The following is a 24239-nucleotide window of genomic DNA, read 5'->3' on the forward strand; positions in this document are numbered from 1 at the left end:
AAATATCAGCAACTTACCAAATATAAGTAATATTTTGTAGTAGTATAATTTCAATACTTATGCCATAATAGTTTGGCAAAGAAAACTGAAGGATTTAGAGCTCTAAAACCGTTAAGCCTAATCGTTTTTATAACTTTCCTGTTCTTTTTAAAATGTACAATAAAACAATTGGTAAAGCTAACAAAACAATCATTAACATATTGGTTTGAAAAAGCCAAGGCGCTAAAAGTAATGTAAACAAATAACCACCAACAGCACCTCCAAAATGGGCATCATGACCAATGTTTCCAATACTGTTTTTCATACCATAAATGGAATACAGCAGATATCCAATTCCGAAAAGATAAGCCGGTATAGCAATTGGAATAAAGAAAAACATGAGTTTCATACCTGGCTGCAACAAAATAGCGGAATATATAATTCCTGAAACTGCTCCACTCGCCCCTACAGCACTGTATTGGTATTCATTTTTATGAAAATAATAAGACAGCAAATTACCAAGAAGCAAGCTCCCTACATAGATAATTATAAAAGGAAAGGCCCCTAAATGATTAATAACCACATCAGCAAAAAAATACAAGGACAGCATATTAAAAATTAAATGTTGTGTATCGGCATGTAAAAACCCAGAACTAAACATTCTAATTTTTTCCCCTCGTTGAATAGCACCGATTTGGAATTTATATTTTTCAAAAAAATTAAAATCACCAAAACCTTTATAGGATATGATAGCGTTGGCTACAATGATGATAATAGTGACTAAGCTTAAATTGTCCATAAAGGATTAAAAGTTTAAATAGGATTTAACATATATTTGCTACTGCAAATCTAAAATTAATTAATGCATTTACTAGCTTATATTATTGTTTATCCTTTATTATGGATAATTTCCATTTTACCCTTTAGGATCTTGTATCTCATTTCCGATATGGTATATGTGTTAGTCTATTATATTATTGGGTACCGCAAGAAGGTCATTACAGAAAACTTAAAGTTGGTATTTCCAGAAAAATCAGAAAAAGACATTTTTGCTATTAGAAAAAAATTCTATAAACATTTGTGTGATATGTTTCTGGAAATGGCAAAAACCATTACCATTTCTAGAGAAGCATTACAAAAACGTTTTATTCTTAAAAACCCTGAAGTCTTTAAAAAAGTGGAAAAATCAGACAAAAGTATTTTACTTATGTTTGGACATTATGCCAGTTGGGAATGGGTTGTAGAACTTCAAAACCAAACCTCACTTCCTGGTTTTGGGGTTTACAAAAAACTTAATAACAAGTATTTTGATCGCTTGGTTAGAAAAATTAGAGCCAGATACAACACAACATTAATAAGCACTAAAGAAACTATAAACGTTATAACAAATAATGAGGCAAAGGGCTTAAAAAGTATTATGGCTTTTTTGAGCGACCAATCGCCAAAACTTTCTAAAGATGTGTATTGGGGTGAATTTATGGGTATTGAAGTACCTTGTTTTACTGGTGCCGAGCGTATTGCTAAAAAATTAGACTTAACTATAGCTTATCTAAAAGTTAATAAAGTGAAACGCGGTTATTACGAATCGGAATTTATTCTTTTATCTGAAAACCCCAAGGAATTTAAAGACTACGAGCTAACAGATATGTTTTTACGTGAGGTAGAAAAACAAATTTACGAGGCACCAGAATACTATTTCTGGACGCACAAACGCTGGAAACATCGTGGTAAAAATCCTAAAATACAACTCAAATAAAAAGCTGTTTAAAAAGTGATTTTTAGACCATTTTATTAAAACAAAATGATTGACCCACCTTTTAAACAGCTTATTTAAGGTTTATTACAATTACAAGGACTTTGCAATTTCACCTAACTCAGCAATAAATTTATCACCTAAAGTATCGGCTTCTTCTTGCGATTTAGCTTCGGTATAAATTCTAATAATAGGTTCGGTATTACTTTTTCTTAGGTGTACCCAACTTTCTGCGAAATCGATTTTAACACCATCAATAGTGGTTAGTTCTTCATTTTTATAGCGGATAGCAATTTCTTTTAAAATGCCATCAACATCTAAACCAGGTGTAAGTTCAATCCTCTTTTTACCCATAAAGTAACTTGGGTACGTTTTTCTAAGTTCACTCACTTTCATTTTTTTATCGGCAAGCAAACTTAAAAATAAAGCGACACCAACTAAAGCATCACGACCATAGTGTGAATCTGGATAAATAATACCGCCGTTTCCTTCACCACCAATAACAACCTTGTTCTTTTTCATAAGGTTTACCACATTCACTTCACCCACAGCACTCGCTTCATACATACCGCCATGCTTTTCGGTAACATCACGAAGGGCGCGTGTCGAACTCATATTACTCACCGTATTACCAGGCGTTCTACTTAATACGTAGTCGGCACAAGCTACCAAGGTATATTCTTCGCCAAACATCTCACCATTTTCGTCCATAAAGGCTAAACGATCCACATCAGGATCGACAACAATACCTAAATCGGCATTATGTTTTTTAACCGCTTCCGATAAATCGGTTAAATGCTCCTTTAAAGGCTCTGGATTATGAGGGAACTCGCCATTAGGCTCGCAGTATAATTTAATCACTTCAACACCTAAACGCTCTAATAGTAACGGAATAGCAATCCCTCCTGTTGAATTCACACCATCAACAACCACTTTAAAACGCTCCGATTCAATAGCGCCAACGTTTACTAAATCTAAGTCTAATACTTCAATAATATGTAAATCGATGTATGCTTTATTCTTTGTGATTTTACCAAGACTATCCACATCAGCAAAATTTATAGCATCGCCTTCGGCAATCTCAAGAATTTTAGCCCCTTCAACAGCATTTAAAAACTCGCCTTTATCATTTAATAATTTTAAAGCATTCCATTGTTTTGGGTTATGACTTGCTGTTAGAATGATCCCTCCATCGGCAACTTCCATCGGTACAGCAACCTCCACTGTAGGTGTTGTTGATAGCCCGACGTCAACGACATCAATCCCCAACCCTATAAGGGTGTTCATGACTAAATCCTGAATCATCTTACCCGAAATTCGTGCATCACGACCTACAACCACTTTATAGTGCTCTTTATTACGTTGTTGTTTTAACCAAACCCCGTAAGCCGAAGCAAATTTTACAGCGTCAATGGGTGTTAAATTTTCACCAACCGCACCGCCTATAGTTCCTCTAATGCCTGAAATTGATTTTATAAGTGTCATATTTGTATTGATTATTTATTATTTAATATTGACCGTTGACTATTAACTATTGACTGTTGACTGTTGACCAAAAATATCCGTGTTATACATTACATTAGGTCAAAATTGAAAAGCCTTTATAAGTTATAGCTTACGGCCTAAAGCATATAGTAATTCGCCTCTTTTCCGAAACAAATATAGTATTTCAAAATCGGAATTGTTAAAAGGGAATTCGTAAATTTCCAAAATGAATTATTTAGCGCACATCTATCTTTCTGGCGAAAATGAATTGGTTACCATAGGAAACTTTATTGCCGATGGCGTTAAGGGAAAAAAGTATATGCAGTTCCCAAAAGATATTCAAATAGGAATCTTGCTACATCGACATATAGACACGTTTACCGATGCACATCCAACGGTAAGATTAAGCACAAAAAGGCTTCATAAAAAATATGGGCACTATTCAGGTGTGATTGTAGACATATTATATGATCATTTTTTAGCTAAAAACTGGCAGCAATATTCCAATACACCGCTTATTGATTATACAGAGAGTTTTTACAATGCCTTGGAAGTCCATTACGACATATTACCGCTTAATATTCAAAAGCTACTACCCTACATGCTTGCCGATAACTGGTTATTAAGTTATGCTTCTATTGATGGTATTTCTAGAGTTTTAGACGGCATGAATAGACGCACCAAAAACAGATCGGGTATGAATGAAGCCATCTTTGAACTACAAGAATATTATGAAGAGTTTGAAACTGAGTTTACTTCGTTTTTTGATGAATTAATTTGCTTTTCAAAACAAAAGTTAAAGGAGCTAAAAAGCATATAGATGAAAAAAGCGCCTATTGTTTTAGTAGTGTTTCTCACTTTTTTATTTTCCTGTAAAAAGGACATTAAAAGAGGTCTGGTTACTAACAATGCCATGGTGGTTTCTGCTCGTGTAGAAGCCTCTAAAATAGGTAGTGATATCTTAGAAAAAGGCGGCAATGCCTTTGATGCTATGGTTGCTACAGAACTTGCTTTAGCTGTGGTATACCCTTGTGCTGGTAATATTGGAGGTGGTGGCTTTATGGTATACAGAAAAGCTAATGGCGCCATTGGAAGCCTCGATTACAGAGAAAAAGCCCCCAAAGCAGCAACAAAAAACATGTATTTAGATTCGCTAGGCCATATAGTTCCTGATAAGAGCACTAAAGGCGCTATGGCTATTGGGGTTCCTGGCACCGTAGCCGGTGTTATGGCTGTACATAAAAAGCTGGGGTCATTACCACTTGAAACCATTCTAAAACCGGTTATAGAACTTGCCGAAAAAGGGTATGCCATTTCTAGAAGTCAAGCAGAACGAATTAAAAGCAAACAAAATGATTTTAGAGACGTTAATAAAGACTCCATAATATTCATTAACAATTTTAAGCCCGGAGACACTTTAAAGCAACCTGCCTTAGCCCAAACCTTAAAAGCGATTATGAATCATGGTAAGGAAGACTTCTATAAAGGTGAAACAGCTAAAACTTTGGTTAGGTTTATTCAAAATAACGGTGGCATACTTACCTTGGAAGATATGGCTAATTATGAAGCCCAATGGCGCAAGCCTATCACTTTTAATTACGATGATTTAAAAATTATATCTATGGCACCACCTTCAAGTGGCGGTGTTTGTTTGGGGCAAATTATGAAAATGATAGAACCATATGATCTTCATAACATGGGGCACAATAGTCTAAAAAGTATTCAGGTAATTACCGAAGCCGAAAAACGGGCTTACGCCGATAGAAGTTTTTACTTAGGAGACCCCGATTTTGTTAATATCCCCACTAAAAAACTGCTTGACACCTCGTATCTTAATCATAGAATGTCTGATTTTTCATTTAACAAATCAACGCCTTCTGCAGCTATTTCACATGGTCATGTTCAGATTACGGAAAGCAATGAAACCACACACTATTCTATAATCGACCAATTTGGCAACGCCGTTTCCACTACAACCACTTTAAACTCATATTATGGTTCCAAACTCTATTGCAGTGAATTGGGATTCTTTTTAAATAACGAAATGGACGATTTTAGCAGTAAACCTGGCATTCCTAATCTATTTGGACTCATTGGAGCTGAAGCCAACAGTATTGCCCCCGAAAAACGTATGCTTAGCTCTATGACCCCTACCATTGTTGAAAAAAACGGTAAATTATTTATGGCTGTTGGTACCCCTGGAGGTTCTACCATAATTACATCGGTACTTCAAACCATACTTAATGTTCATGAGTTTGGTATGGGCATGCAGGAAGCCGTTAATGCCCCACGCTTTCACCACCAATGGCTACCAGACGAAATTACCATGGAACCAAATGCTTTTAATAAAAAAATTATAAATAAACTCGAAACTTTAGGCTATAAAACAATTGAAGAAGAATCTATTATTATAGGTAAAGTAGACGGTATTTTGGTTACAGAAGAACATACTTACGAAGGAGGTGCCGATCATCGAGGTGACGATACCGCTGTTGGGTTTTAATTAATTTACTATCTTTAAAATGACGTTATTAATAAATTAAGGGCAACCAAGCCCTAAACAAACAATTTATGACTAAAAAATCTACTAAAGTATTTAAAATTATAGCTGGTGTCATTATTTTTTTCACTCTTCCAAGTTTACTTTTTTTTGGTTTCCTTTATTTTAAATATAATGAAGATTTACCTACCGGGGTTCAAGGAGAAACAGCCGACCAGTTAGCTCATAACATGTTAGAAGCTTTAAACTACGAGGCCTACAAAAACACCAACTATATTGAATGGACCTTTAAAAAGCGTCATCATTATAAGTGGGACAAAAAAAATAACATCTGTGAGGTATACTGGAAATCCTATCGAGTGGTTTTAGATTTAAATAATAAAGAAAACACTAAAGTTTATATTCAAGGCTTTATAAATCAGAGTGAATTAGCACCAGAACTTATTGAAAAAGCCACCATGTATTTTAATAACGATTCCTTTTGGTTGGTAGCTCCATACAAAGTATTCGATAAAGGTGTTGAACGTCGTTTGATAAAAGAAAACGGTAAAGACGCGCTTTTAGTAACATACACTACTGGAGGTACTACTCCTGGTGATTCGTATTTATGGCTTTTAGATAAAAACAAAAAACCTACAGCTTTTAAAATGTGGACGTCCATTTTACCTATCGATGGTTTAGAAGCGTCTTGGGATCATTGGAAAACAACCGAAACCGGAGCCCAACTCCCAGAGTTTCACAAACTGCTGTTTTTAGGAATAGAAATCACCGATATTAAGGGGTACAACTAAAACAGTAGCTTCACATGCTCTACCCTTATTTAAGCTTATTAAAAGCTCAAAAAGCAAAGCAGATATAAGTCGCTAAATCGTTAAATTTTGTTAATTTTTTACAATTTTCAAAAAAATATCAACCCTAAAATTTAACACACCTCCATGTCTTTTTTATGGTATTAAACACAGCTACCCTTTAAAAAACACCCCCTAAAATTTATAAAACATTTTTTATAGAATATAGTACCCTTAAATTTATATCCTTCCTCTGAAAACAGACCAATTTCAACAATTGTTAAGGACTTCAAAACGAATTTTTTCAACCTATTTCACTTCATTATTTTAGTTGAAGATTTAAGGAAAACACTTAAATCAGACCATTAAATTTAAAATTTATATCCTATGAAAAAATTAACTTTTTTATTGTTTTTAGCCTTTGGTTTTTCTTTTGCGAACACTACAAATCCAATTAGTCAAGATGTTCAAGTTGGTGATGAGCTTGTGATTAACGTTCAAAAAGCAGACAAGTTTAATCATGTTGATTTCCCTAGACTTAATTTTATTGTTAAACGTGGAGGACTTGCAAATTATAACAGTGTAGATGGAAAAGTCGTTGTTGTAAAAAACGTAACTACTAATAGTCAAGGAAATACACAGGTTACTTTAGAACCTAAAAATGGAAGAAAGTTTTTCGGATTTTTAAATACCGTAGAAGCCGATTTTACTAAAGCCCTAAATTCTGGCGAAATATCTAAAAAATAATTAAAGTTTTAAATTATAAGAATTAGTCCTCATATACCACATAAACTTTAAAAAGGATTACTTTATTTCCAAATAAGGTAATCCTTTTTTTTTGAAGTTAAGTCCAGCATTTTTACTTACTGCGCTGCCCCACAAACTTATGGCTATCAGATTTAAAAAGCACATTAAAACTCGTTAAGCTCCCGTAAATTCTGGTAATGTACTGCTGCAAGTCCACTTTATTTTGCTCATCCAAATCGCTTGAGTTAATACGTTGTTCCATAACTCGCAAGCGATCTCTAACCATAATAATCTTATTAAAAAACTTATCTATTGGCAATTCGTAAGCTTTTAAATTGGTATCGCCAGGTTCAAGAATTATTTTACCGCCCTTGTATTTATCTGCAATTGGTACCACTTCGCTCACATCACTATATTTTTTCAATATACGCACTAAGCTACTTTCAACTTCAGCAAAACTAATGGTATCTACATCGCCATCGGCAGCTTCAATAACCTCAAAATCGCTGTCAATTTCAATGGTTTCTAGGCCACTATCTATAAAAGTCACCCAATAATATTGTGCTGTAACATTGGTTACCACGCCTTTACCAAATTCAGAATGATTGATGCGTGATCCTATTCCTAATATTTTCATAAGTCTAAATTATCTTAATAGTTTTATTCAGCTAAATATAAGGTCTTCAGCAGAAATTTTAAAGAAATTAAAGCGGAAAACTAAAGCTAAAATTTAAATAGCGCTTTCGCGGAAGACCATAAAACTTCACAAGAAATTAACAACTAAAATTGTAACTTTGCACTTTTGCAAATTTATGAGCCAATTCAACGATTTTATTGAAGTTAAAGGAGCTAGAGTTCACAATCTTAAAAACATTGATGTCTCCATTCCTAGAGAAAAACTTGTAGTTATTACAGGCTTATCGGGGAGCGGAAAATCTTCTTTGGCTTTTGATACCATATATGCTGAAGGTCAGCGCCGCTATATAGAAACGTTTTCGGCTTACGCCAGACAGTTTTTAGGTGGTTTGGAACGACCGGATGTTGATAAAATTGATGGCTTATCGCCCGTTATTGCCATAGAGCAAAAAACAACCAGTAAATCGCCACGATCTACCGTTGGTACCATTACTGAGATTTACGATTTCATGCGTTTACTATTTGCTCGTGCTTCTGATGCTTACAGCTTTAACACGGGCGAAAAAATGGTGAGTTATAGCGACGACCAGATAAAAGAGCTGATTTACAGTGATTTTAAAGGAAAGCGCATCAATATTTTAGCGCCAGTGGTACGTTCCAGAAAAGGGCATTATCGCGAGTTATTTGAGCAAATAGGAAAACAAGGCTTTGTAAAAGTGCGCACCGATGGTGAGATTAAAGACATCACTAAAGGCATGAAATTAGATCGTTACAAAAATCATGATATCGAAATAGTTATAGATCGATTGGTAATTAACAATACGGCCGATAACGACAAGCGCCTTTCTGAAACCATAAATACAGCCATGTATCACGGCGACAATGTGCTACTAATTATAGATCAAGACACTCAGGAAACCCGTTATTTTAGTCGTAATTTAATGTGTCCCAGTTCTGGTATATCCTATCCGAATCCAGAACCTAACAATTTCTCATTCAACTCCCCAAAAGGAGCATGTCCAAATTGTAATGGTATCGGAAACCTTTATCAGGTTAATGAAGCCAAAATTATTCCCGACGATTCTATTTCCATTCATAACGGCGCCTTAGCACCACAGGGCCCTAAAAAAAACAGTTGGATTTTTAAACAGCTGGAAACTATTGCACAACGCTTTAATTTCAGTTTAACAGATCCTTATAAAGATATTCCTGCAGAAGCAAAACGAATGATTTTGTACGGAGGCAATGAAAAATTTTCTATAGAAAGTAAAACTTTAGGGGTTACGCGAGATTATAAAATAGATTTTGAAGGCATTGCCAATTTTATAGAAAATCAATATAACAATGCCGAATCAACCTCTATAAAACGCTGGGCAAAAGATTTTATGGATAAGGTTGATTGCCCTGTTTGTGAAGGTTCACGATTAAGAAAAGAGTCACTTTACTTCAAACTTAACGGTAAAAACATTGCCGAATTAGCCCAAACCGATATTGTAGAATTAGCTCAATGGTTTGATGCGCTAAACGAGAAACTCTCGGTAAAACAACTAAAAATTGCAGAAGAAATTCTTAAAGAAATAAAATCAAGATTGCAGTTTTTATTAGACGTAGGCTTAGACTACTTGAGTTTAAATAGAAGTTCAAAATCACTTTCTGGTGGTGAAGCACAACGTATCCGACTAGCCACACAAATTGGTTCGCAATTGGTGGGTGTGCTTTATATTTTGGATGAACCTAGTATAGGCCTGCATCAACGTGATAACGAAAAACTCATCAATTCCTTAGTCTCTTTACGTGATATTGGAAACTCTGTTATTGTGGTGGAGCACGACAAGGATATGATTGAGCGTGCCGATTACGTTATTGATATCGGCCCTAAAGCCGGAAAACATGGTGGAGAAATCATTAGTATAGGTAATCCTGATGAACTAAAAACCCACAACACTTTAACTGCCGATTATTTAAACGGCAAAAAAGAAATTGAAATCCCTAAAAAACGCCGTGAAGGCAACGGGCATTTTATAGAGTTAAAAGGATGTACGGGTAATAATTTAAAAAACGTTTCCGTTAAGTTTCCTTTGGGAAAAATGATAGGAGTTACAGGGGTATCTGGTAGTGGAAAATCCACTTTAATTAACGAGACCCTCTACCCTATTTTAAATGCGCATTATTTTAATGGGGTTAAAAAACCCATGCCTTATAAAAGTATTAAAGGTTTAGAGCACATCGATAAAGTTATTGATATTAATCAATCACCCATAGGTAGAACCCCACGAAGTAATCCTGCCACTTACACAGGTACTTTTAGCGAAATTCGAGCTTTATTTGCTAAAGTTCCTGAAGCTATGGTAAGGGGTTATAAGGCAGGCCGATTTAGTTTTAACGTTAAAGGCGGCCGCTGTGAAACCTGTCAAGGCGGCGGTTTACGCGTTATTGAAATGAATTTCTTGCCCGATGTGTATGTAGAATGTGAAACCTGCCAAGGCAAACGTTTTAACCGCGAAACTTTAGAAATTCGATATAAAGGAAAAAGCATAAGTGATGTGTTAGAGATGACCATAAATGAAGCGGTCGATTTCTTTGAGCACATTCCTAAAATACACCGAAAATTAAAAACGATAAAAGATGTTGGATTAGGTTATATCACGCTAGGACAGCAAAGTACCACGCTTTCTGGTGGTGAAGCACAACGTATTAAACTAGCCACCGAGTTGTCTAAAAAAGACACGGGCAACACTTTTTACATATTAGACGAACCAACTACGGGCTTACATTTTGAAGACATTCGTGTATTGATGATAGTACTTAACAAACTTGCCGACAAAGGTAATACCGTACTCATTATTGAACACAATTTAGATGTTATTAAAACAGTAGACCATATTATAGATATTGGTTATGAAGGCGGAAAAGGTGGCGGAAAAGTCATCGTTGAAGGCACACCAGAAGAAGTAGCCAAACACAAAAAAAGCCATACGGCTAAATTTTTAAAAAAAGAATTAAAGGCGGTAAACATAAAGCCTACAGCGTAAAGCATAAAAAACATCAAATTATGAGAACAGAAAAACACCCAAAAGGATGGAACGAAATTAAAACCAATGATTCTTGGGCCATTTTTAAAATTATGGGAGAATTTGTAAGTGGTTTTGAAAAAATGAGCAAAATAGGCCCTTGTGTCTCTATTTTTGGATCTGCTAGAACAAAACCAGATCATAAGTACTATAAATTGGCTGAAAATGTGGCTAAAAAAATTGTTGAGGGTGGCTATGGTGTAATTACTGGTGGCGGACCAGGAATCATGGAAGCAGGAAACAAAGGCGCGCATTTAGCCGGAGGAACTTCTGTTGGATTGAATATTGAATTGCCTTTTGAACAGCATGACAATCCTTATATTGATGCAGACAAAAACCTAGATTTTGATTACTTTTTCGTACGTAAAGTGATGTTTGTAAAATACTCACAAGGCTTTGTGGTTATGCCAGGAGGTTTTGGTACTTTAGACGAGCTTTTTGAAGCCATCACCTTAATACAAACTCATAAAATTGGAAAATTCCCTATTATTTTGGTCGGAAGGGATTTCTGGGCTGGATTACTCGATTGGATTAAGGCTACCCTTTTAGATGGTTATGCCAATATTAGTGAGAAAGATCTAGACCTCATTCATCTAGTTGATAACGAAGATGAAGTTATCGATATCCTTGATGAATTTTATAAGAGTTCAGACTTAAGTCCGAATTTTTAAACCAAGTTTAGTATGATAATGAAGTTCATTCATTATTAATATTAAAATGATAGATTGTAGAAGTAATCATAAATTACACATTATATAATAACCCAAATGCCATTATTGTTGAGACAAGGACTTTTTAATTGTATTTTCATCTTATCATGCCTTCTTAGTTTTAGTCAAAATAAAATTAAGGTGAAGGCAGATTTCGATGTAGAAAATAGAACCATTAAAATATCCCAAACGATACAATATTATAATGATTCTGATAAGGTATTAGAAAGCATCTATCTTAATGATTGGAACAACAGTTATTCCTCGAAAAACACCCCATTAGCGAAAAGATTAGCTGAAGAATACAAAGACGAATTTCAGTTAGTTAAAGATGAAGATCGTGGTTTTTCAAGCATTGAATATATTAGTCAAAACGGAAAGCATTTAGATTACCATGAGTTGAAAAATCAACAAGACATTCTAAAAGTTTATTTAGAAGAACCTTTACAACCACATGAAAGCTACATCTTAGATCTGGAATACACGGTAAGGATTCCGCATGCACAATTTACGCGATATGGTATAAGTGATACAGGCGATATTAGCTTAAGGTATTGGTATATCACGCCTGCGGTTTACGACGGTACTTGGCATTATTACAGCAATAAGAATTTAGACGATTTATTCATTCCTAAAGCCAATATTACATTAGAAATTTCCTTCCCTAAAAAATACCATCTTACTTCAGATTTAGATTTAGTTGACTTGCATGAAGCACCTAAAAATCAAATTATTAGATTACAAGGAGAGAATAGAAATTCAAACAAAATTTTTCTTCAAAAATTTTCACATTTTGATACGGTTGAAACCGATACGCTGTCCTTAGTTTCAGATATTTCAGGTAAAGATGTAGAACTACTAGACCAGGTCGTCATCAAAGAGAAAGTGGCCAAATTCATTACAGATAATTTTGGAGCATATCCTCATAAAAAATTATTACTCTCACAAATTGATTACGACAAAGATCCTATTTATGGTTTAAATTTTCTTCCAAAATTTATAAAAACACACCCTGTAAGCTTCGAATATGAGCTTAAAATTTTAAAGGTTGCTTTATATAATTATTTAGAAAACACTTTACTTCTTAATCCGAGAACCGAACAATGGCTCATTGACGGGATTCAAATTTACTACATGATGCAATATGTAGATCAATTTTATCCAAACATGAAGTTTTTAGGTTCTCTCGCCGATTTTTGGGCTGCCAGACCCTTCCATGCTTCCGATATGATATACAATGATAAGTACATTCTTGCATTTATGATTATGGCTCGAACCAATCGAGATCAAGCCTTAACTACAGCAAAAGATTCGCTTTTAAAATTTAACGCCAACATCGCTAATAAATACAAAGCTGGTATCGGATTTAAATATCTAGACGATTTCACTGACAAAGAAATGGTTGAAGAAAGCATAGAAAATTATGTAAAAACATCAAAGCTTAAAAACACGTCTGTTTCTGCATTTGAAGAGCATTTAAAATCACACACTGATAAGAACATCGATTGGTTTTTTACAGATTACTTGGCGACTAGAAAAGTGATGGACTACAAGATTAAAAAAGTCAGTAAAACCGAAGACTCCATCACCTTAACGATTAAAAACAAAGGCAAGAATAATATGCCCGTTTCATTATACACACTTAAAAACGATAGTGTCGTTGCTAAACAATGGGTAGAAAATATTAAAGAGTACAAAACCCTCACCATTCCTAGAAATGATGGCGATAAATTGGTGTTAAATTACGATAATACCATACCAGAATTTAACTTAAGAGACAATTGGAAATCTATAAAAGGACCACTTTCAAATAACAAACCTTTACAAATACGTTTATTTAAAGATATTGAAGATCCGAATTACAGTCAGGTTTTTATAATGCCTATTTTAGAATTCAATAACATTTACGACGGTATTAACCTGGGATTAAAGGCGTATAACAAAACGGTTTTACGTCGTATGTTTTATTATAAAGTTGCGCCACAGTACTCGTTTGGCTCTAACTCGGTAACAGGTTCCCTAACGGTTTCAAAAACCCATAATATTCAAGATCGCAACTTATATTATCTCAATTACGGATTTACTGGTTCGTATATGTCTTATGCAGAAGATTTATTCGTGCGACGTGTTAGCCCTTCAGTATCTTTATTATATCGCGATAATAAGGATTTTCGATCGAATAAACGAGGCGGTTTGTACTTTAGATTCGTTGATATTCATAGAGACGAAGACGAGCAACACATTATAACTACAGACGAACCCAATTATTCTCTGTTTAACACAAGGTTTGTTTATTCGAACGACAACCTCATCAACTTTTATAAATGGTATGTCGATTTACAGTTTAGTAATGAATTTAGCAAACTGTCTTTAAATTACGAGTACAGACATCTTTTTGAAAACAACCGTCAGATTAATTTAAGAGCCTTTGCTGGTACTTTTTTAAAGAATAATAACGATCCTAATTCCGATTATTTCAGCTTTGCGTTAAACCGTCCCACCGATTATTTATTCGATTATAATTACTTAGGGCGTTCAGAAACTACTGGAATATTCAGTCAGCAATACATTCCTGCCGAAGGGGGCTTCAAATCCAAATTAGAACCAGCATTTGCTAATCAATGGATCACAACTTTGAACGCTAGCACAACCTTATGGCGTTACATATTACTTTATGGCGATGTCGGCTTTGTAAAAAACAAATTTGAAGACCCTAAGTTTGTTTATGGCACCGGAATTCGTGTTAATTTAGTAACCGACTATTTTGAACTATACTTTCCAATATATTCAAATTTAGGCTGGGAAATATCTCAACCCCATTACAGTCAGCATATTAGATTTATTTTTACCGTAGACCCACAATCCCTTCTCGGTTTATTCCGAAGGCGTTGGTTTTAACGACTAAATTTTAAGAATAATCAATAAAACCATAATTTTTATTCATTTATTCTAATAAAAACACACAAATAAGTCAACATATTTAATTATTCTCAATAACTTAAGATCTTTTATAATTGCAAAAAAGCCAAAAATTAACTATTTTTGCCACAACTTAAAAGCACGGCTTCTATGCAAACCTTATCAGATTTGAGCAATAACCTATCATTTGAAGATTTTAAAACTGAAGTATTAAATGATTATAGAATAGCCACAATAAGCCGAGAATGTAGTCTTTTGGGTAGACGTGAAGTGCTAACGGGAAAGGCTAAATTTGGCATTTTTGGTGATGGTAAAGAAGTGCCGCAATTGGCCATGGCTAAAGCTTTTAAAAAAGGCGATTGGCGCTCGGGATATTACAGAGACCAAACTTTTATGATGGCCATTGGTGAACTTACTGCCGAACAATTTTTTTCAGGACTCTATGCCAACACCAATCTAGAGTTAGAACCCATGTCTGCTGGCCGCCAAATGGGTGGTCATTTTGTAACACATAGTTTAGATGAAAACGGAAGCTGGAAAAACCTTACCGAGCAATATAATTCCAGTGCCGATATTTCTCCTACAGCCGGACAAATGCCACGCTTGTTAGGCTTAGCTCAGGCCTCAAAAATATTTAGAAATGTAAAAGGTATAAATACTAGTAATTTTTCAATTGATGGCAATGAAGTCGCTTGGGGAACTATTGGTAATGCCAGTACCAGTGAAGGTTTGTTTTTTGAAACTATTAACGCAGCAGGGGTGCTTCAAGTACCTATGGTGATTAGCGTTTGGGATGATGAGTACGGTATTTCGGTACACGCCAAACACCAAACGACCAAAGAAAATATCTCTGAAATTTTAAAAGGTTTTCAGCGTGATAGCGAAAATAAAGGCTTTGAAATTTTACGTGTAAAAGGTTGGGATTATGCGAATTTAGTTGAAACCTACCAAGAAGCCGGAAAAATTGCTAGAGATGAACACGTGCCTGTTTTAATACATGTTACAGAATTAACTCAGCCTCAAGGACACTCTACTTCAGGGTCGCACGAAAGATATAAGGATGCTGCACGATTAGAATGGGAATCCGACAATGACTGTAATCTCAAATTTCGTAACTGGATTATAGAAAGTGGTATTGCAACAAATGAAGCGCTTATTGAAATTGATCGCGCTGCAAAACGTGATGTTCGTGAAGCCAAGAAAAATGCCTGGAATACTTTTTTAAAGCCAATTAGTAGAGAACATCAGGAATTAATTACGCTTTTAAAACCTATAGCAAAATTAAGTGCTAATGGTGTTTTTATATCTAAAATAATTGAAAGCCTTACAAGTATAGATGAGCCAACGCGCAAAGACCTACTTTCTAATGCTCGCAAAGTATTAAGATATCTTGTATTTGAAAATTTTGAAGAAAAACGTAAACTTCAGGTTTGGATTGATTCTATTTTTGAAAATGTTCAGCCTGCATTTAGCTCACATTTATATTCACAAACGCAAGGGGCTAATACACGTATAAAAGAAGTTAAGCCCAGTTATGATGATGATGCTGAAATGGTTGATGCACGCATCATTTTACGTGATAATTTTGATGCCATTTTTAAAAACTATCCCGAAACTTTAATATTTGGAGAGGATACTGGTAATATTGGTGATGTAAACCAAGGACTAGAAGGCTTACAAGCCAAATATGGCGAACTTCGTGTTGCCGACACTGGCATTCGTGAAGCCACAATTTTAGGACAAGGCATTGGTATGTCGTTAAGAGGTTTACGACCAATTGCTGAAATTCAATATTTAGACTATATCCTGTATGCTTTACAAATTATAAGCGATGATTTAGCAACAACACATTACCGAACAAAAGGGAAACAAAAATCCCCTTTAATTATAAGAACCCGTGGCCATCGTTTAGAAGGAATTTGGCACTCAGGATCACAAATGGGTGGTATTTTAAACCTTGTAAAAGGAGTAAACCTTTTAGTACCTAGAAACATGACCAAAGCCGCTGGATTTTATAACACCTTATTACTAGGTGACGATCCTGCCATTGTAGTGGAATGTTTAAATGGTTACCGTTTAAAAGAAAAAATGCCGAATAATTTAGGAGTTATGAAAACGCCTATTGGTGTTGTGGAAAAGCTAAAAGAAGGTCAAGATATTACCCTAGTTTCTTACGGTTCTACGCTACGCATTGTAGAACAGGTTAGCAAAGAATTACTAGCTGCTGGCATTGATGCTGAAGTTATTGATGTACAATCCCTAATGCCCTTTGATTTAAATCATGATATTGTAAAAAGCATAGCCAAAACAAACCGTGTGGTTGTTATTGACGAGGATGTTCCTGGTGGCGCTTCGGCTTATATTCTAGATAACCTTTTAAACGATCAAAAAGCTTTTCAATATTTAGATAGTGCACCTAAAACCATATCTGCAAAAGCACACCGACCTGCCTATGGGAATGATGGTGACTATTTCTCTAAACCTTCAGCCGAGGATATTTTTGAAGGTATTTATGAAGTTATGCACGAAAGCAACCCTACAAAATACCCTAAACTTAGGTAAGTAGGCAACTTTCGGTTAATTAAATTTTTAGATTGGTTAAATTTCAGGATTTATCATTTATTTTAGTATTGAAATTTCAGACAATTGGCACCGCGGGCATGTCAAAGGGGGCAATGGTTCTGAAACCAAACATCTCGTTTTTAGAAAACTAAAAACCATTAACCAATTCCACTCCAAGCAACCCATGAAAGCTATTTCCGTTAGAGAAATAAAAAAAGAGCTAGATACCTTAACTTCAGAAGAACTACAAGCCCTTTGTTTACGCTTGTCACGTTTTAAAAAAGAAAACAAGGAACTCCTCACCTATTTACTTTTCGAGTCTCATCATGAAGATGACTATATTGAAAGTGTTAAGCATTATATGGATGACGAGTTTAAAACTATAAACCGTACCAGCTACTTTTACATTAGAAAAAGCACACGAAAAATACTTCGTAACGTTAAAAAATTTATTCGCTACTCCCCGAAAAAAGAAACGGAAGTGGAACTACTGCTCTATTTTTGCAAACAACTCAAAGCTTTTAAACCTTCCATTTCTAAGAGTGTGCAACTTCAGAATTTATATAACCGACAGTTAGCACTTGCAAAGAAAATTATAAGTACACTTCACGAGGATTTACAGTATGATTTTAATTTGATGATTGAGGAATTATAATGGTAAAAACATTTTACCTTAATTATCTAAAAGTGAAAATGATCTACACCTTTATCTCACAAAAATTTTGGAAGATTTTTTTTCGTAAATTTGTTTAAAAGACTTCACAATGGACATTCAAACTACAAAACTAGAGTTAATGAAGATTATCTTGGAAAATGATAATACTGAGTTCATCCAACGTATAGCCGATTTCGTAAACAAGGAGAAAAAGGACTTTTGGAATGAGTTAAGTTTGACTGAACAAGAAGAATTAAAAAAAGGAATTGAAGATCTTGACAATGGAAAAAGGGTTTCCTATGAATCTTTTTTAAAGAAAATTTTATCCTAAATGAAGGTATACTTATCAGAAGTTGCTGAAAAAAAACTTCTAAAGCTTTCAGAATACCTATTAGAAAATTGGAGCCTAAATACTAGAGGTAAATTTATTTCTAAATTAACTGATAAAATTGAAAAAATTTCAACTCATCCTGAAAGTTGTCCAAAATCATCTGAATTTCATAACCTATATAAATGTGTAGTAACAAAACAAACAACGCTTTATTATAGAATAAAATTTGATAAAAAGGAAATTGAAATCATCACAATTTTTGATACAAGACAAAATCCTAAAAACTTAAAAAAAGATATTAAATAAAATCTACTAAAGGTCAATATTAACTCATGTTATAAGGGGTAACCAATAAGTTTAAAATAGTAGTTTTTCTTTGTTTACTAAGTATTTTATTTGACTTATTTCTGCTTTAATCCCCGTTCTAAAGTTTCTAAAAAAAACTGATTACCTCCTCTTGTCCTAAGAATAGACTAGTTTCAAACTAAAATCACGTAAAATACCTTTCTTTTAAAAAACATCACAATTAAATAACTAAGGCCATCATATAAATACAAAGCAAAGTTTATATTTGTGCTAAGTTTAAGGAATTATTACCCTCACAAACTAAAACATCATTTCATTAACTACAAAATATAAATATGAAGCTTTCAATTTACAAATTATTAACTCTCGCTACAATCTTTATTCTTTCAGGATGTTCAAGTGTACAAGAAGTAAACCACTGGACTTCGGGCAATGCTGCTACCATAAAATCTAAAAATGTTTTAGTGATTGTAAAGGTTAAAAACCAAGACATTAGAGCGGCTTATGAAGATCAAATTACAAAACAATTGAAGGCCGAAAAAATAAAAGCCACATCTAGTTATAAGCAATACCCTGATATTAATTCTAGTGATTCCGTTTCTAAAGAAGCTGTTTCTAAAATTAAGGAGAAACTCACTCAAGATGGATTTAATGGCGTAGTATTTAGTAGAGTTATTGGTGTGGAGGAAATTTCAAAAACGACTGCCAGCGGTGGATACGAAGCGGGAGCTACATTAAACAGTTATTCTAATTTATATAACATCGGTTTTTTTGGTTTTTACAGCAGCCCGCTACCAAGTCCGAGTTTTAAAGGGGTATACGAACCAGTTGAAGTGAATACCCAAACAGCAAAAATTTATGTTCTAGAAACTGTTGTTTATAATTTAGACTTACCTCAAAAAGAACAGTTGGTAGCCTCGGTAACCTCTAAAATTGATAATTTAGAAACCGGGCATAATTTGGCTAAAAACTACGCAAAAACCATTATTAATGGGGTTAAAAAGAAATAATAATTTTAACCTATTACTACTTTAAATAGAAATTGATTTAACCTATATGGTAATCCTTGTATTTGCATGATTACATCTAATCATTAAAATTAACATACCCTTAAACCATTTAAACCTATGAAAAAAACAACCATTTTATTTACTTTTTTAGTGCTTGTTCCCTTGTACACTGCATTCGCTCAAAACTTTGAGATTACGGCTTCTTACGGAGCTCAATTTGGAGCTAAGTTAAATTTCCCTAATGGCTACTTAAAAGTAGACAATAGTGATCAATATGGGATTTCTTTAGGCATGGAAGTAAGACCTAATATGGTAGGTGAAATAAGCTATTACCGCCACGGAACTAAATTAAAAGATGTGTATTACAACAGACCTAATTTAAATACCACATCAACCCTAAACATGGATTGGCTACTTGTAGGAGCTAATCATTACTTAGGAAATAACCAGCACATTAAGCCTTTTTTAGGAGGCGGTTTGGGTGTTGTTTTTATATCACCTGAAAATGATAATAACAACGGAAATTATTATTTAGATAACTCTACACGCTTTACTTTCTTTTTTAAAGGAGGCGCAAACTTTATGCTTACTGATCGATTAGGTTTAAATGTTCAAGGAAATCTATTTTTACCAATTGAATACGGTGGCTTTTACATAGGCACTGGAGGTAGCGGTGTTAATACACAAAGCACAGTTGTGTTAGCAGGCATTAGCACCGGACTAGTATTTAAGCTTGGAGCATAAGCGCATGTCGTTTATACTGAAGAGTTAAATTATAACATGATTCGTGTTACAATTTAACTCTTTTTTTTGTGTGATTTTTTTGTGTGATCTGCCAAAAATGACACCCCTATCAGCTACGCTGGGTATCTTCGACAAAAACGGTGTTTGCATCTCGATAGTCCTCTAGGGGATATTAACACAGTTCAACATTTCTACTATTAAACGTAAAAAACACAATTATACCCTCCTTTTTCACGAGTAATTACTTAGTACAACAATTGAAATAATAACAATATGCTTTGTATATTGCTGTAAAATATAAAATCATGAAAATTGTAGTTTTAGATGGATATACCTTAAATCCGGGAGACTTAAGCTGGGAAGATTTAAAGAAAATTGGAGATTTAACCGTTTATGATCGTACCAGATTAGAAGCGGAAACTGTATTAAAAAACATTGGTGATGCCGAAATTGTGTTTACCAATAAAACACCACTTACAAAAGAGGTTATAGAAAAGGCTTCAAATTTAAAATACATAGGTGTTTTAGCTACGGGATATAATGTTGTTGATATTGAAGCTGCTGTAAATCATAATATTACAGTAACCAATGTGCCTGAATATAGCACGAAATCTGTGGCGCAATTTACCATGGCTTTGTTGCTTGAAATGTGTCATCATGTTGGTAATCACAACCAGGCGGTACAAAATGGTGCATGGAGTTCCAGTCCCGATTTTTCCTTTTGGAACCATCCCCTCATTGAATTGGATGGGAAGACTTTAGGTATTATAGGCTTCGGAAATATTGGACAAGCTACAGCAAAAATAGCACAAGCATTTGGATTAAACATACTGACTTACAGCCGAACAAAGTACCCGGAATTAGAATCGGAAACCTGCAAATTTGTATCTCTAGATGAATTGTTAGAAAACTCCGATATCATCAGCCTTCATTGTCCCTTATTCCCAGAAACGAAGCACATTATCAATAAAGCCAATATTGCCAAAATGAAAGATGGTGTTATGATTATTAATACCTCCCGTGGTCCCTTAATACATGAAGAAGATTTAAAAACCGCACTTAACAATGATAAAGTTTTCGCCGCTGCTATTGATGTCGCTTCGGTTGAACCTATTGATGCAAATAACCCGTTATTATCGGCTAAAAATTGCATCATTACTCCACACATTGCATGGGCACCAATAGAAGCGCGAAGGCGTTTGATGAAAACTGCTATTGAAAATTTAGAGGCCTTTATAGCGGGAAATTCTGTGAATGTAATTGGGTAACGCTTCTCTAAAAACTATCTTAAAAGTTGATTTTACGTCAATCTGAATTTCTTTCAGATTCTCATAATCATTGATATTTAACTTAATGAATGGCTGTTTCGATTAAGCGGGTAAACATTTCGACGATTCAACTTCACAAAAACACCCCTATGATCCCTTTTTTAGGGGATACGGCGTCGGTTGTGAGTTGGTGCTATATTACAGGATTTAACTATTCCACAATTAAACATTACAAAAAAAGATATTTTTTAAAGCTCTAAATTTTAGCATTTCTTAAACGTAAGGCATTAGCTATCACCGAAACCGAGCTAAAACTCATGGCTAGAGCTGCAATCATGGGTGAGAGAAGGATTCCGAAAAACGGAAATAATACCCCTGCTGCGATTGGCACTCCTACGGTGTTATAGATTAATGCGAAAAACAAATTTTGCTTGATGTTTTGCATCACTTTATCACTAAGGTTTCGGGCTTTTACAATACCTTGTAGATCACCTTTAACCAAGGTTATCATGGCGCTTTCTATGGCCACATCGGTTCCTGTTCCCATGGCTAATCCTACATCGCTTTTAGCGAGTGCTGGAGCATCATTAATACCATCGCCAGCCATGGCAACCACTTTACCCTGTTTCTGTAAAAGTTTAACCAGGTTGAGTTTATCCTCAGGGAGCAATCCGGCTTTAAAATCGTCAAGTTTTAGTTTTTGTGCCACAGCCTGAGCCGTATCAAAATTATCACCTGTAAGCATTATCACTTCAATTCCTTTGTTTTGCAGTTCTTTGATAGCTTGAGCGCTTGTTTCCTTTATTTTATCGGCTATCACCACAAAACCAACTACTTTTTTATCAACCGCTAAAAACGACACGGTCTTGCCTTGTTGTTGGTAGGTTTTAGCTTTTTCAAACATTGTGGAAGTGATTTCAGCATGGGCATGGTCCATCATTTTAGGATTTCCAAGACTTACTTTTTTACCTTCAATGGTGGCTTCAACACCTTTTCCTGTTACCGCATTAAAGTTTTCAGATTTCAAAACCTGAACATTCATTGTTTTGCCATAGGCAATGGTCGCCTCAGCCAATGGGTGTTCGCTATTGGTATTTAACGATACCATGAATTGAAGCAGGGTTTCTTCCGAGAAATCGCTATTAAAAACCTCGATTTTTTCGACGCTGGGTTTCCCTTCTGTAATGGTTCCTGTTTTATCGATAATTAGGGTATTGACTTTATCCATTTTTTCGAGTGCTTCTGCATTTTTAATGAGCACGCCGTTTTGAGCACCTTTACCCACGCCCACCATAACCGACATGGGCGTTGCCAAACCAAGTGCACACGGACAAGCAATTATTAACACGGCAATAGCATTAACCAAGGCATAAACATAAGCAGGTTCTGGCCCGAAAAGAGCCCAAACCACAAAAGTTATTAAGGCAATAGCTACGACTACGGGAACGAAATACCCTGAGACTTTATCGGCCAATTTTTGAATGGGTGCGCGGCTACGGCTGGCATCGTTAACCATTTGAATGATTTGCGATAACAAGGTGTCACTGCCCACCTTTTCGGCTTTCATAAGGAACATTTGATTACCATTTATAGTACCCCTACTCACTTTATCGCCAACCCATTTAGTTACCGGCATGGGCTCGCCGGTAATCATGGATTCATCAATGCGAGATTCACCTTGGGTAATAACGCCATCAACAGGTACTTTATCTCCAGGTTTAACCTTTAAGATGTCTTGGGTGGCGATGTTATCTATACGCACTTCAACATCCTGGCCATCAATTACTTTAACGGCTTTATTGGGAGCTAGTTTAAGCAACTCTTTAACAGCCGCATTGGTTTTACTATGGGCTCGAGCTTCTAAAAGCTGTCCTAGAAGCACCAAGGTTAAAATAACTGTAGCCGCTTCAAAATACACATGAACAGCACCTAATTCGGTTTTAAATTGATCTGGAAAAATGTTAGGAAAAATTAATCCGAATACACTAAATAGCCAGGATATTCCAGCGCCAATACCAATAAGGGTGAACATGTTTAGGTTCCATGTTAGGATACTTTTATAAGCCCTCTGAAAAAACATCCATGTTGCATAAAAAACGACAGGAATGGACAATAAGAACTGTACCACATTCCAATATTTTTGATCGAGAAACGTGTACAATGGATTGTTTGGAAGCATTTCGCTCATGGCAATTAAAAAAATGGGCAAAGTAAAGGCCACAGCTATTTTAAATTTACCGAGTAATTTTTTGTAGGTTTTCTCTTCGGAAGATAAATCAGCTTCCAAAGACACTAAATCCATCCCACAAATGGGGCAATCGCCAGCTTCATCTTTGATGACTTCTGGGTGCATGGGGCAAGTATACTGATTAGTATGCCCTAGCGAAAGGTTTTGCTCTTCTACGAGATCCATACCGCAAACGGGACAATCGCCGGGTTTATCGTAGGTTTTATCTCCTTCGCAATGCATGGGGCAGTAAAATACACCTGTACCCTGCCCTGGAGGTGGCGTTACCGTTTCTTTTTTGTGCTGACTACTACAGCAGGGTTTTTCATGGAGGTTATGAATGGCATACGGTCCGCCATCATTTTTTAAAGCCTCCTGAAATGTTTCAAGAGGTATATGGTTGACCATGTTTATAGTCGCTTCGGCTTTTTCAAGATCCACGGAAACTTCAGAAACACCTTCTACTTCTGATAGTGTTTTTTCCACATGCGAACGACACCCATTACAGCTCATTCCTTGTATTTTATATGTATGTTTCATTAGTATTA

19 protein-coding genes are annotated in these 24239 nt (G+C 35.1%); 15 read left to right on the forward strand and 4 right to left on the reverse strand.

Annotated elements, in window-relative coordinates; all coding sequences use genetic code 11:
* Nucleotides 1-127: 127 nt before the first annotated feature.
* Entirely contained in the window at nucleotides 128-778 is a 651-nt protein-coding gene (locus C1A40_RS15795) for a rhomboid family intramembrane serine protease (RefSeq protein WP_102996739.1), read from the reverse strand.
* 63 nt (nucleotides 779-841) lie between these two features.
* Between C1A40_RS15795 and C1A40_RS15800 the strand changes: the two genes are divergently transcribed.
* Complete coding sequence (locus tag C1A40_RS15800; protein WP_102996740.1) at nucleotides 842-1735, forward strand: lysophospholipid acyltransferase family protein; 894 nt, start codon at nucleotides 842-844, stop codon at nucleotides 1733-1735.
* Nucleotides 1736-1825: 90 nt separating this feature from the next.
* Here the strand turns inward: C1A40_RS15800 and glmM are convergent, their stop codons facing one another.
* Nucleotides 1826-3217: a phosphoglucosamine mutase gene (gene glmM / locus C1A40_RS15805; RefSeq protein WP_102996741.1), complete on the reverse strand. Its 1392-nt coding sequence runs from the start codon at nucleotides 3215-3217 to the stop codon at nucleotides 1826-1828.
* 226 nt (nucleotides 3218-3443) lie between these two features.
* Between glmM and C1A40_RS15810 the strand changes: the two genes are divergently transcribed.
* The 4 genes from C1A40_RS15810 to C1A40_RS15825 all read left to right on the forward strand — a co-directional run bounded on the left by C1A40_RS15810 (nucleotide 3444) and on the right by C1A40_RS15825 (nucleotide 7252).
* Complete coding sequence (locus C1A40_RS15810) at nucleotides 3444-4037, forward strand: acyl carrier protein phosphodiesterase (protein WP_102996742.1); 594 nt, start codon at nucleotides 3444-3446, stop codon at nucleotides 4035-4037.
* Complete coding sequence (gene ggt / locus C1A40_RS15815) at nucleotides 4038-5720, forward strand: gamma-glutamyltransferase (RefSeq protein ID WP_102996743.1); 1683 nt, start codon at nucleotides 4038-4040, stop codon at nucleotides 5718-5720.
* Between the two features lie 68 nt (nucleotides 5721-5788).
* Nucleotides 5789-6508 (forward strand): hypothetical protein, encoded by a 720-nt coding sequence (locus tag C1A40_RS15820; RefSeq protein ID WP_102996744.1) that lies wholly within the window; start codon nucleotides 5789-5791, stop codon nucleotides 6506-6508.
* A gap of 384 nt (nucleotides 6509-6892) precedes the next feature.
* Nucleotides 6893-7252: a hypothetical protein gene (locus C1A40_RS15825; RefSeq protein WP_102996745.1), complete on the forward strand. Its 360-nt coding sequence runs from the start codon at nucleotides 6893-6895 to the stop codon at nucleotides 7250-7252.
* Between the two features lie 112 nt (nucleotides 7253-7364).
* Here the strand turns inward: C1A40_RS15825 and C1A40_RS15830 are convergent, their stop codons facing one another.
* The gene (locus tag C1A40_RS15830) at nucleotides 7365-7889 is read right to left on the reverse strand and encodes a hypothetical protein (protein WP_102996746.1); all 525 of its coding nucleotides are present in this window, start codon (nucleotides 7887-7889) and stop codon (nucleotides 7365-7367) included.
* A gap of 175 nt (nucleotides 7890-8064) precedes the next feature.
* Between C1A40_RS15830 and uvrA the strand changes: the two genes are divergently transcribed.
* From uvrA to C1A40_RS15880, 10 genes are all read left to right on the forward strand, one after another.
* Nucleotides 8065-10920, forward strand: coding sequence for an excinuclease ABC subunit UvrA (gene uvrA / locus C1A40_RS15835; RefSeq protein ID WP_102996747.1), 2856 nt, complete (start codon nucleotides 8065-8067; stop codon nucleotides 10918-10920).
* A gap of 20 nt (nucleotides 10921-10940) precedes the next feature.
* The gene (locus C1A40_RS15840) at nucleotides 10941-11630 is read left to right on the forward strand and encodes an LOG family protein (protein ID WP_102996748.1); all 690 of its coding nucleotides are present in this window, start codon (nucleotides 10941-10943) and stop codon (nucleotides 11628-11630) included.
* A 180-nt stretch (nucleotides 11631-11810) separates the two neighbouring features.
* Entirely contained in the window at nucleotides 11811-14567 is a 2757-nt protein-coding gene (locus C1A40_RS15845; RefSeq protein ID WP_241910439.1) for a metalloprotease, read from the forward strand.
* A 171-nt stretch (nucleotides 14568-14738) separates the two neighbouring features.
* Nucleotides 14739-17150, forward strand: coding sequence for an alpha-ketoacid dehydrogenase subunit alpha/beta (locus C1A40_RS15850; RefSeq protein ID WP_102996750.1), 2412 nt, complete (start codon nucleotides 14739-14741; stop codon nucleotides 17148-17150).
* Between the two features lie 184 nt (nucleotides 17151-17334).
* The gene (locus C1A40_RS15855) at nucleotides 17335-17805 is read left to right on the forward strand and encodes a hypothetical protein (RefSeq protein ID WP_102996751.1); all 471 of its coding nucleotides are present in this window, start codon (nucleotides 17335-17337) and stop codon (nucleotides 17803-17805) included.
* A gap of 139 nt (nucleotides 17806-17944) precedes the next feature.
* Nucleotides 17945-18136, forward strand: coding sequence for a hypothetical protein (locus C1A40_RS15860; RefSeq protein WP_241910440.1), 192 nt, complete (start codon nucleotides 17945-17947; stop codon nucleotides 18134-18136).
* Nucleotides 18137-18442, forward strand: coding sequence for a type II toxin-antitoxin system RelE/ParE family toxin (locus C1A40_RS15865; protein WP_102996753.1), 306 nt, complete (start codon nucleotides 18137-18139; stop codon nucleotides 18440-18442).
* Nucleotides 18443-18777: 335 nt separating this feature from the next.
* On the forward strand, nucleotides 18778-19452 hold the full coding sequence (locus tag C1A40_RS15870; RefSeq protein WP_102996754.1) for a hypothetical protein: 675 nt from the start codon (nucleotides 18778-18780) through the stop codon (nucleotides 19450-19452).
* Between the two features lie 117 nt (nucleotides 19453-19569).
* Nucleotides 19570-20196, forward strand: a complete 627-nt coding sequence (locus C1A40_RS15875) for an outer membrane protein (RefSeq protein ID WP_102996755.1) — start codon at nucleotides 19570-19572, stop codon at nucleotides 20194-20196.
* A gap of 305 nt (nucleotides 20197-20501) precedes the next feature.
* Entirely contained in the window at nucleotides 20502-21464 is a 963-nt protein-coding gene (locus C1A40_RS15880; RefSeq protein ID WP_102996756.1) for a D-2-hydroxyacid dehydrogenase, read from the forward strand.
* A gap of 256 nt (nucleotides 21465-21720) precedes the next feature.
* On the opposite strand, the gene C1A40_RS15885 is transcribed toward C1A40_RS15880, so the two are convergent.
* A complete protein-coding gene (locus C1A40_RS15885) occupies nucleotides 21721-24231 on the reverse strand; it encodes a heavy metal translocating P-type ATPase (protein ID WP_102996757.1) in 2511 nt (836 codons plus the stop codon).
* Nucleotides 24232-24239 lie beyond the last annotated feature (8 nt).

It is taken from the genome of Tamlana carrageenivorans (assembly GCF_002893765.1).
Taxonomy (GTDB): Bacteria; Bacteroidota; Bacteroidia; order Flavobacteriales; family Flavobacteriaceae; genus Pseudotamlana; species Pseudotamlana carrageenivorans.

Coding starts and splice junctions, on each gene's coding strand:
- C1A40_RS15795 (WP_102996739.1), bottom strand. CDS start 778: ATGGACAATTTAAGCTTAGTCACTATTATCATCATTGTAGCCAACGCT.
- C1A40_RS15800 (WP_102996740.1), top strand. CDS start 842: ATGCATTTACTAGCTTATATTATTGTTTATCCTTTATTATGGATAATT.
- glmM (WP_102996741.1), bottom strand. CDS start 3,217: ATGACACTTATAAAATCAATTTCAGGCATTAGAGGAACTATAGGCGGT.
- C1A40_RS15810 (WP_102996742.1), top strand. CDS start 3,444: ATGAATTATTTAGCGCACATCTATCTTTCTGGCGAAAATGAATTGGTT.
- ggt (WP_102996743.1), top strand. CDS start 4,038: ATGAAAAAAGCGCCTATTGTTTTAGTAGTGTTTCTCACTTTTTTATTT.
- C1A40_RS15820 (WP_102996744.1), top strand. CDS start 5,789: ATGACTAAAAAATCTACTAAAGTATTTAAAATTATAGCTGGTGTCATT.
- C1A40_RS15825 (WP_102996745.1), top strand. CDS start 6,893: ATGAAAAAATTAACTTTTTTATTGTTTTTAGCCTTTGGTTTTTCTTTT.
- C1A40_RS15830 (WP_102996746.1), bottom strand. CDS start 7,889: ATGAAAATATTAGGAATAGGATCACGCATCAATCATTCTGAATTTGGT.
- uvrA (WP_102996747.1), top strand. CDS start 8,065: ATGAGCCAATTCAACGATTTTATTGAAGTTAAAGGAGCTAGAGTTCAC.
- C1A40_RS15840 (WP_102996748.1), top strand. CDS start 10,941: ATGAGAACAGAAAAACACCCAAAAGGATGGAACGAAATTAAAACCAAT.
- C1A40_RS15850 (WP_102996750.1), top strand. CDS start 14,739: ATGCAAACCTTATCAGATTTGAGCAATAACCTATCATTTGAAGATTTT.
- C1A40_RS15855 (WP_102996751.1), top strand. CDS start 17,335: ATGAAAGCTATTTCCGTTAGAGAAATAAAAAAAGAGCTAGATACCTTA.
- C1A40_RS15860 (WP_241910440.1), top strand. CDS start 17,945: ATGAAGATTATCTTGGAAAATGATAATACTGAGTTCATCCAACGTATA.
- C1A40_RS15865 (WP_102996753.1), top strand. CDS start 18,137: ATGAAGGTATACTTATCAGAAGTTGCTGAAAAAAAACTTCTAAAGCTT.
- C1A40_RS15870 (WP_102996754.1), top strand. CDS start 18,778: ATGAAGCTTTCAATTTACAAATTATTAACTCTCGCTACAATCTTTATT.
- C1A40_RS15875 (WP_102996755.1), top strand. CDS start 19,570: ATGAAAAAAACAACCATTTTATTTACTTTTTTAGTGCTTGTTCCCTTG.
- C1A40_RS15880 (WP_102996756.1), top strand. CDS start 20,502: ATGAAAATTGTAGTTTTAGATGGATATACCTTAAATCCGGGAGACTTA.
- C1A40_RS15885 (WP_102996757.1), bottom strand. CDS start 24,231: ATGAAACATACATATAAAATACAAGGAATGAGCTGTAATGGGTGTCGT.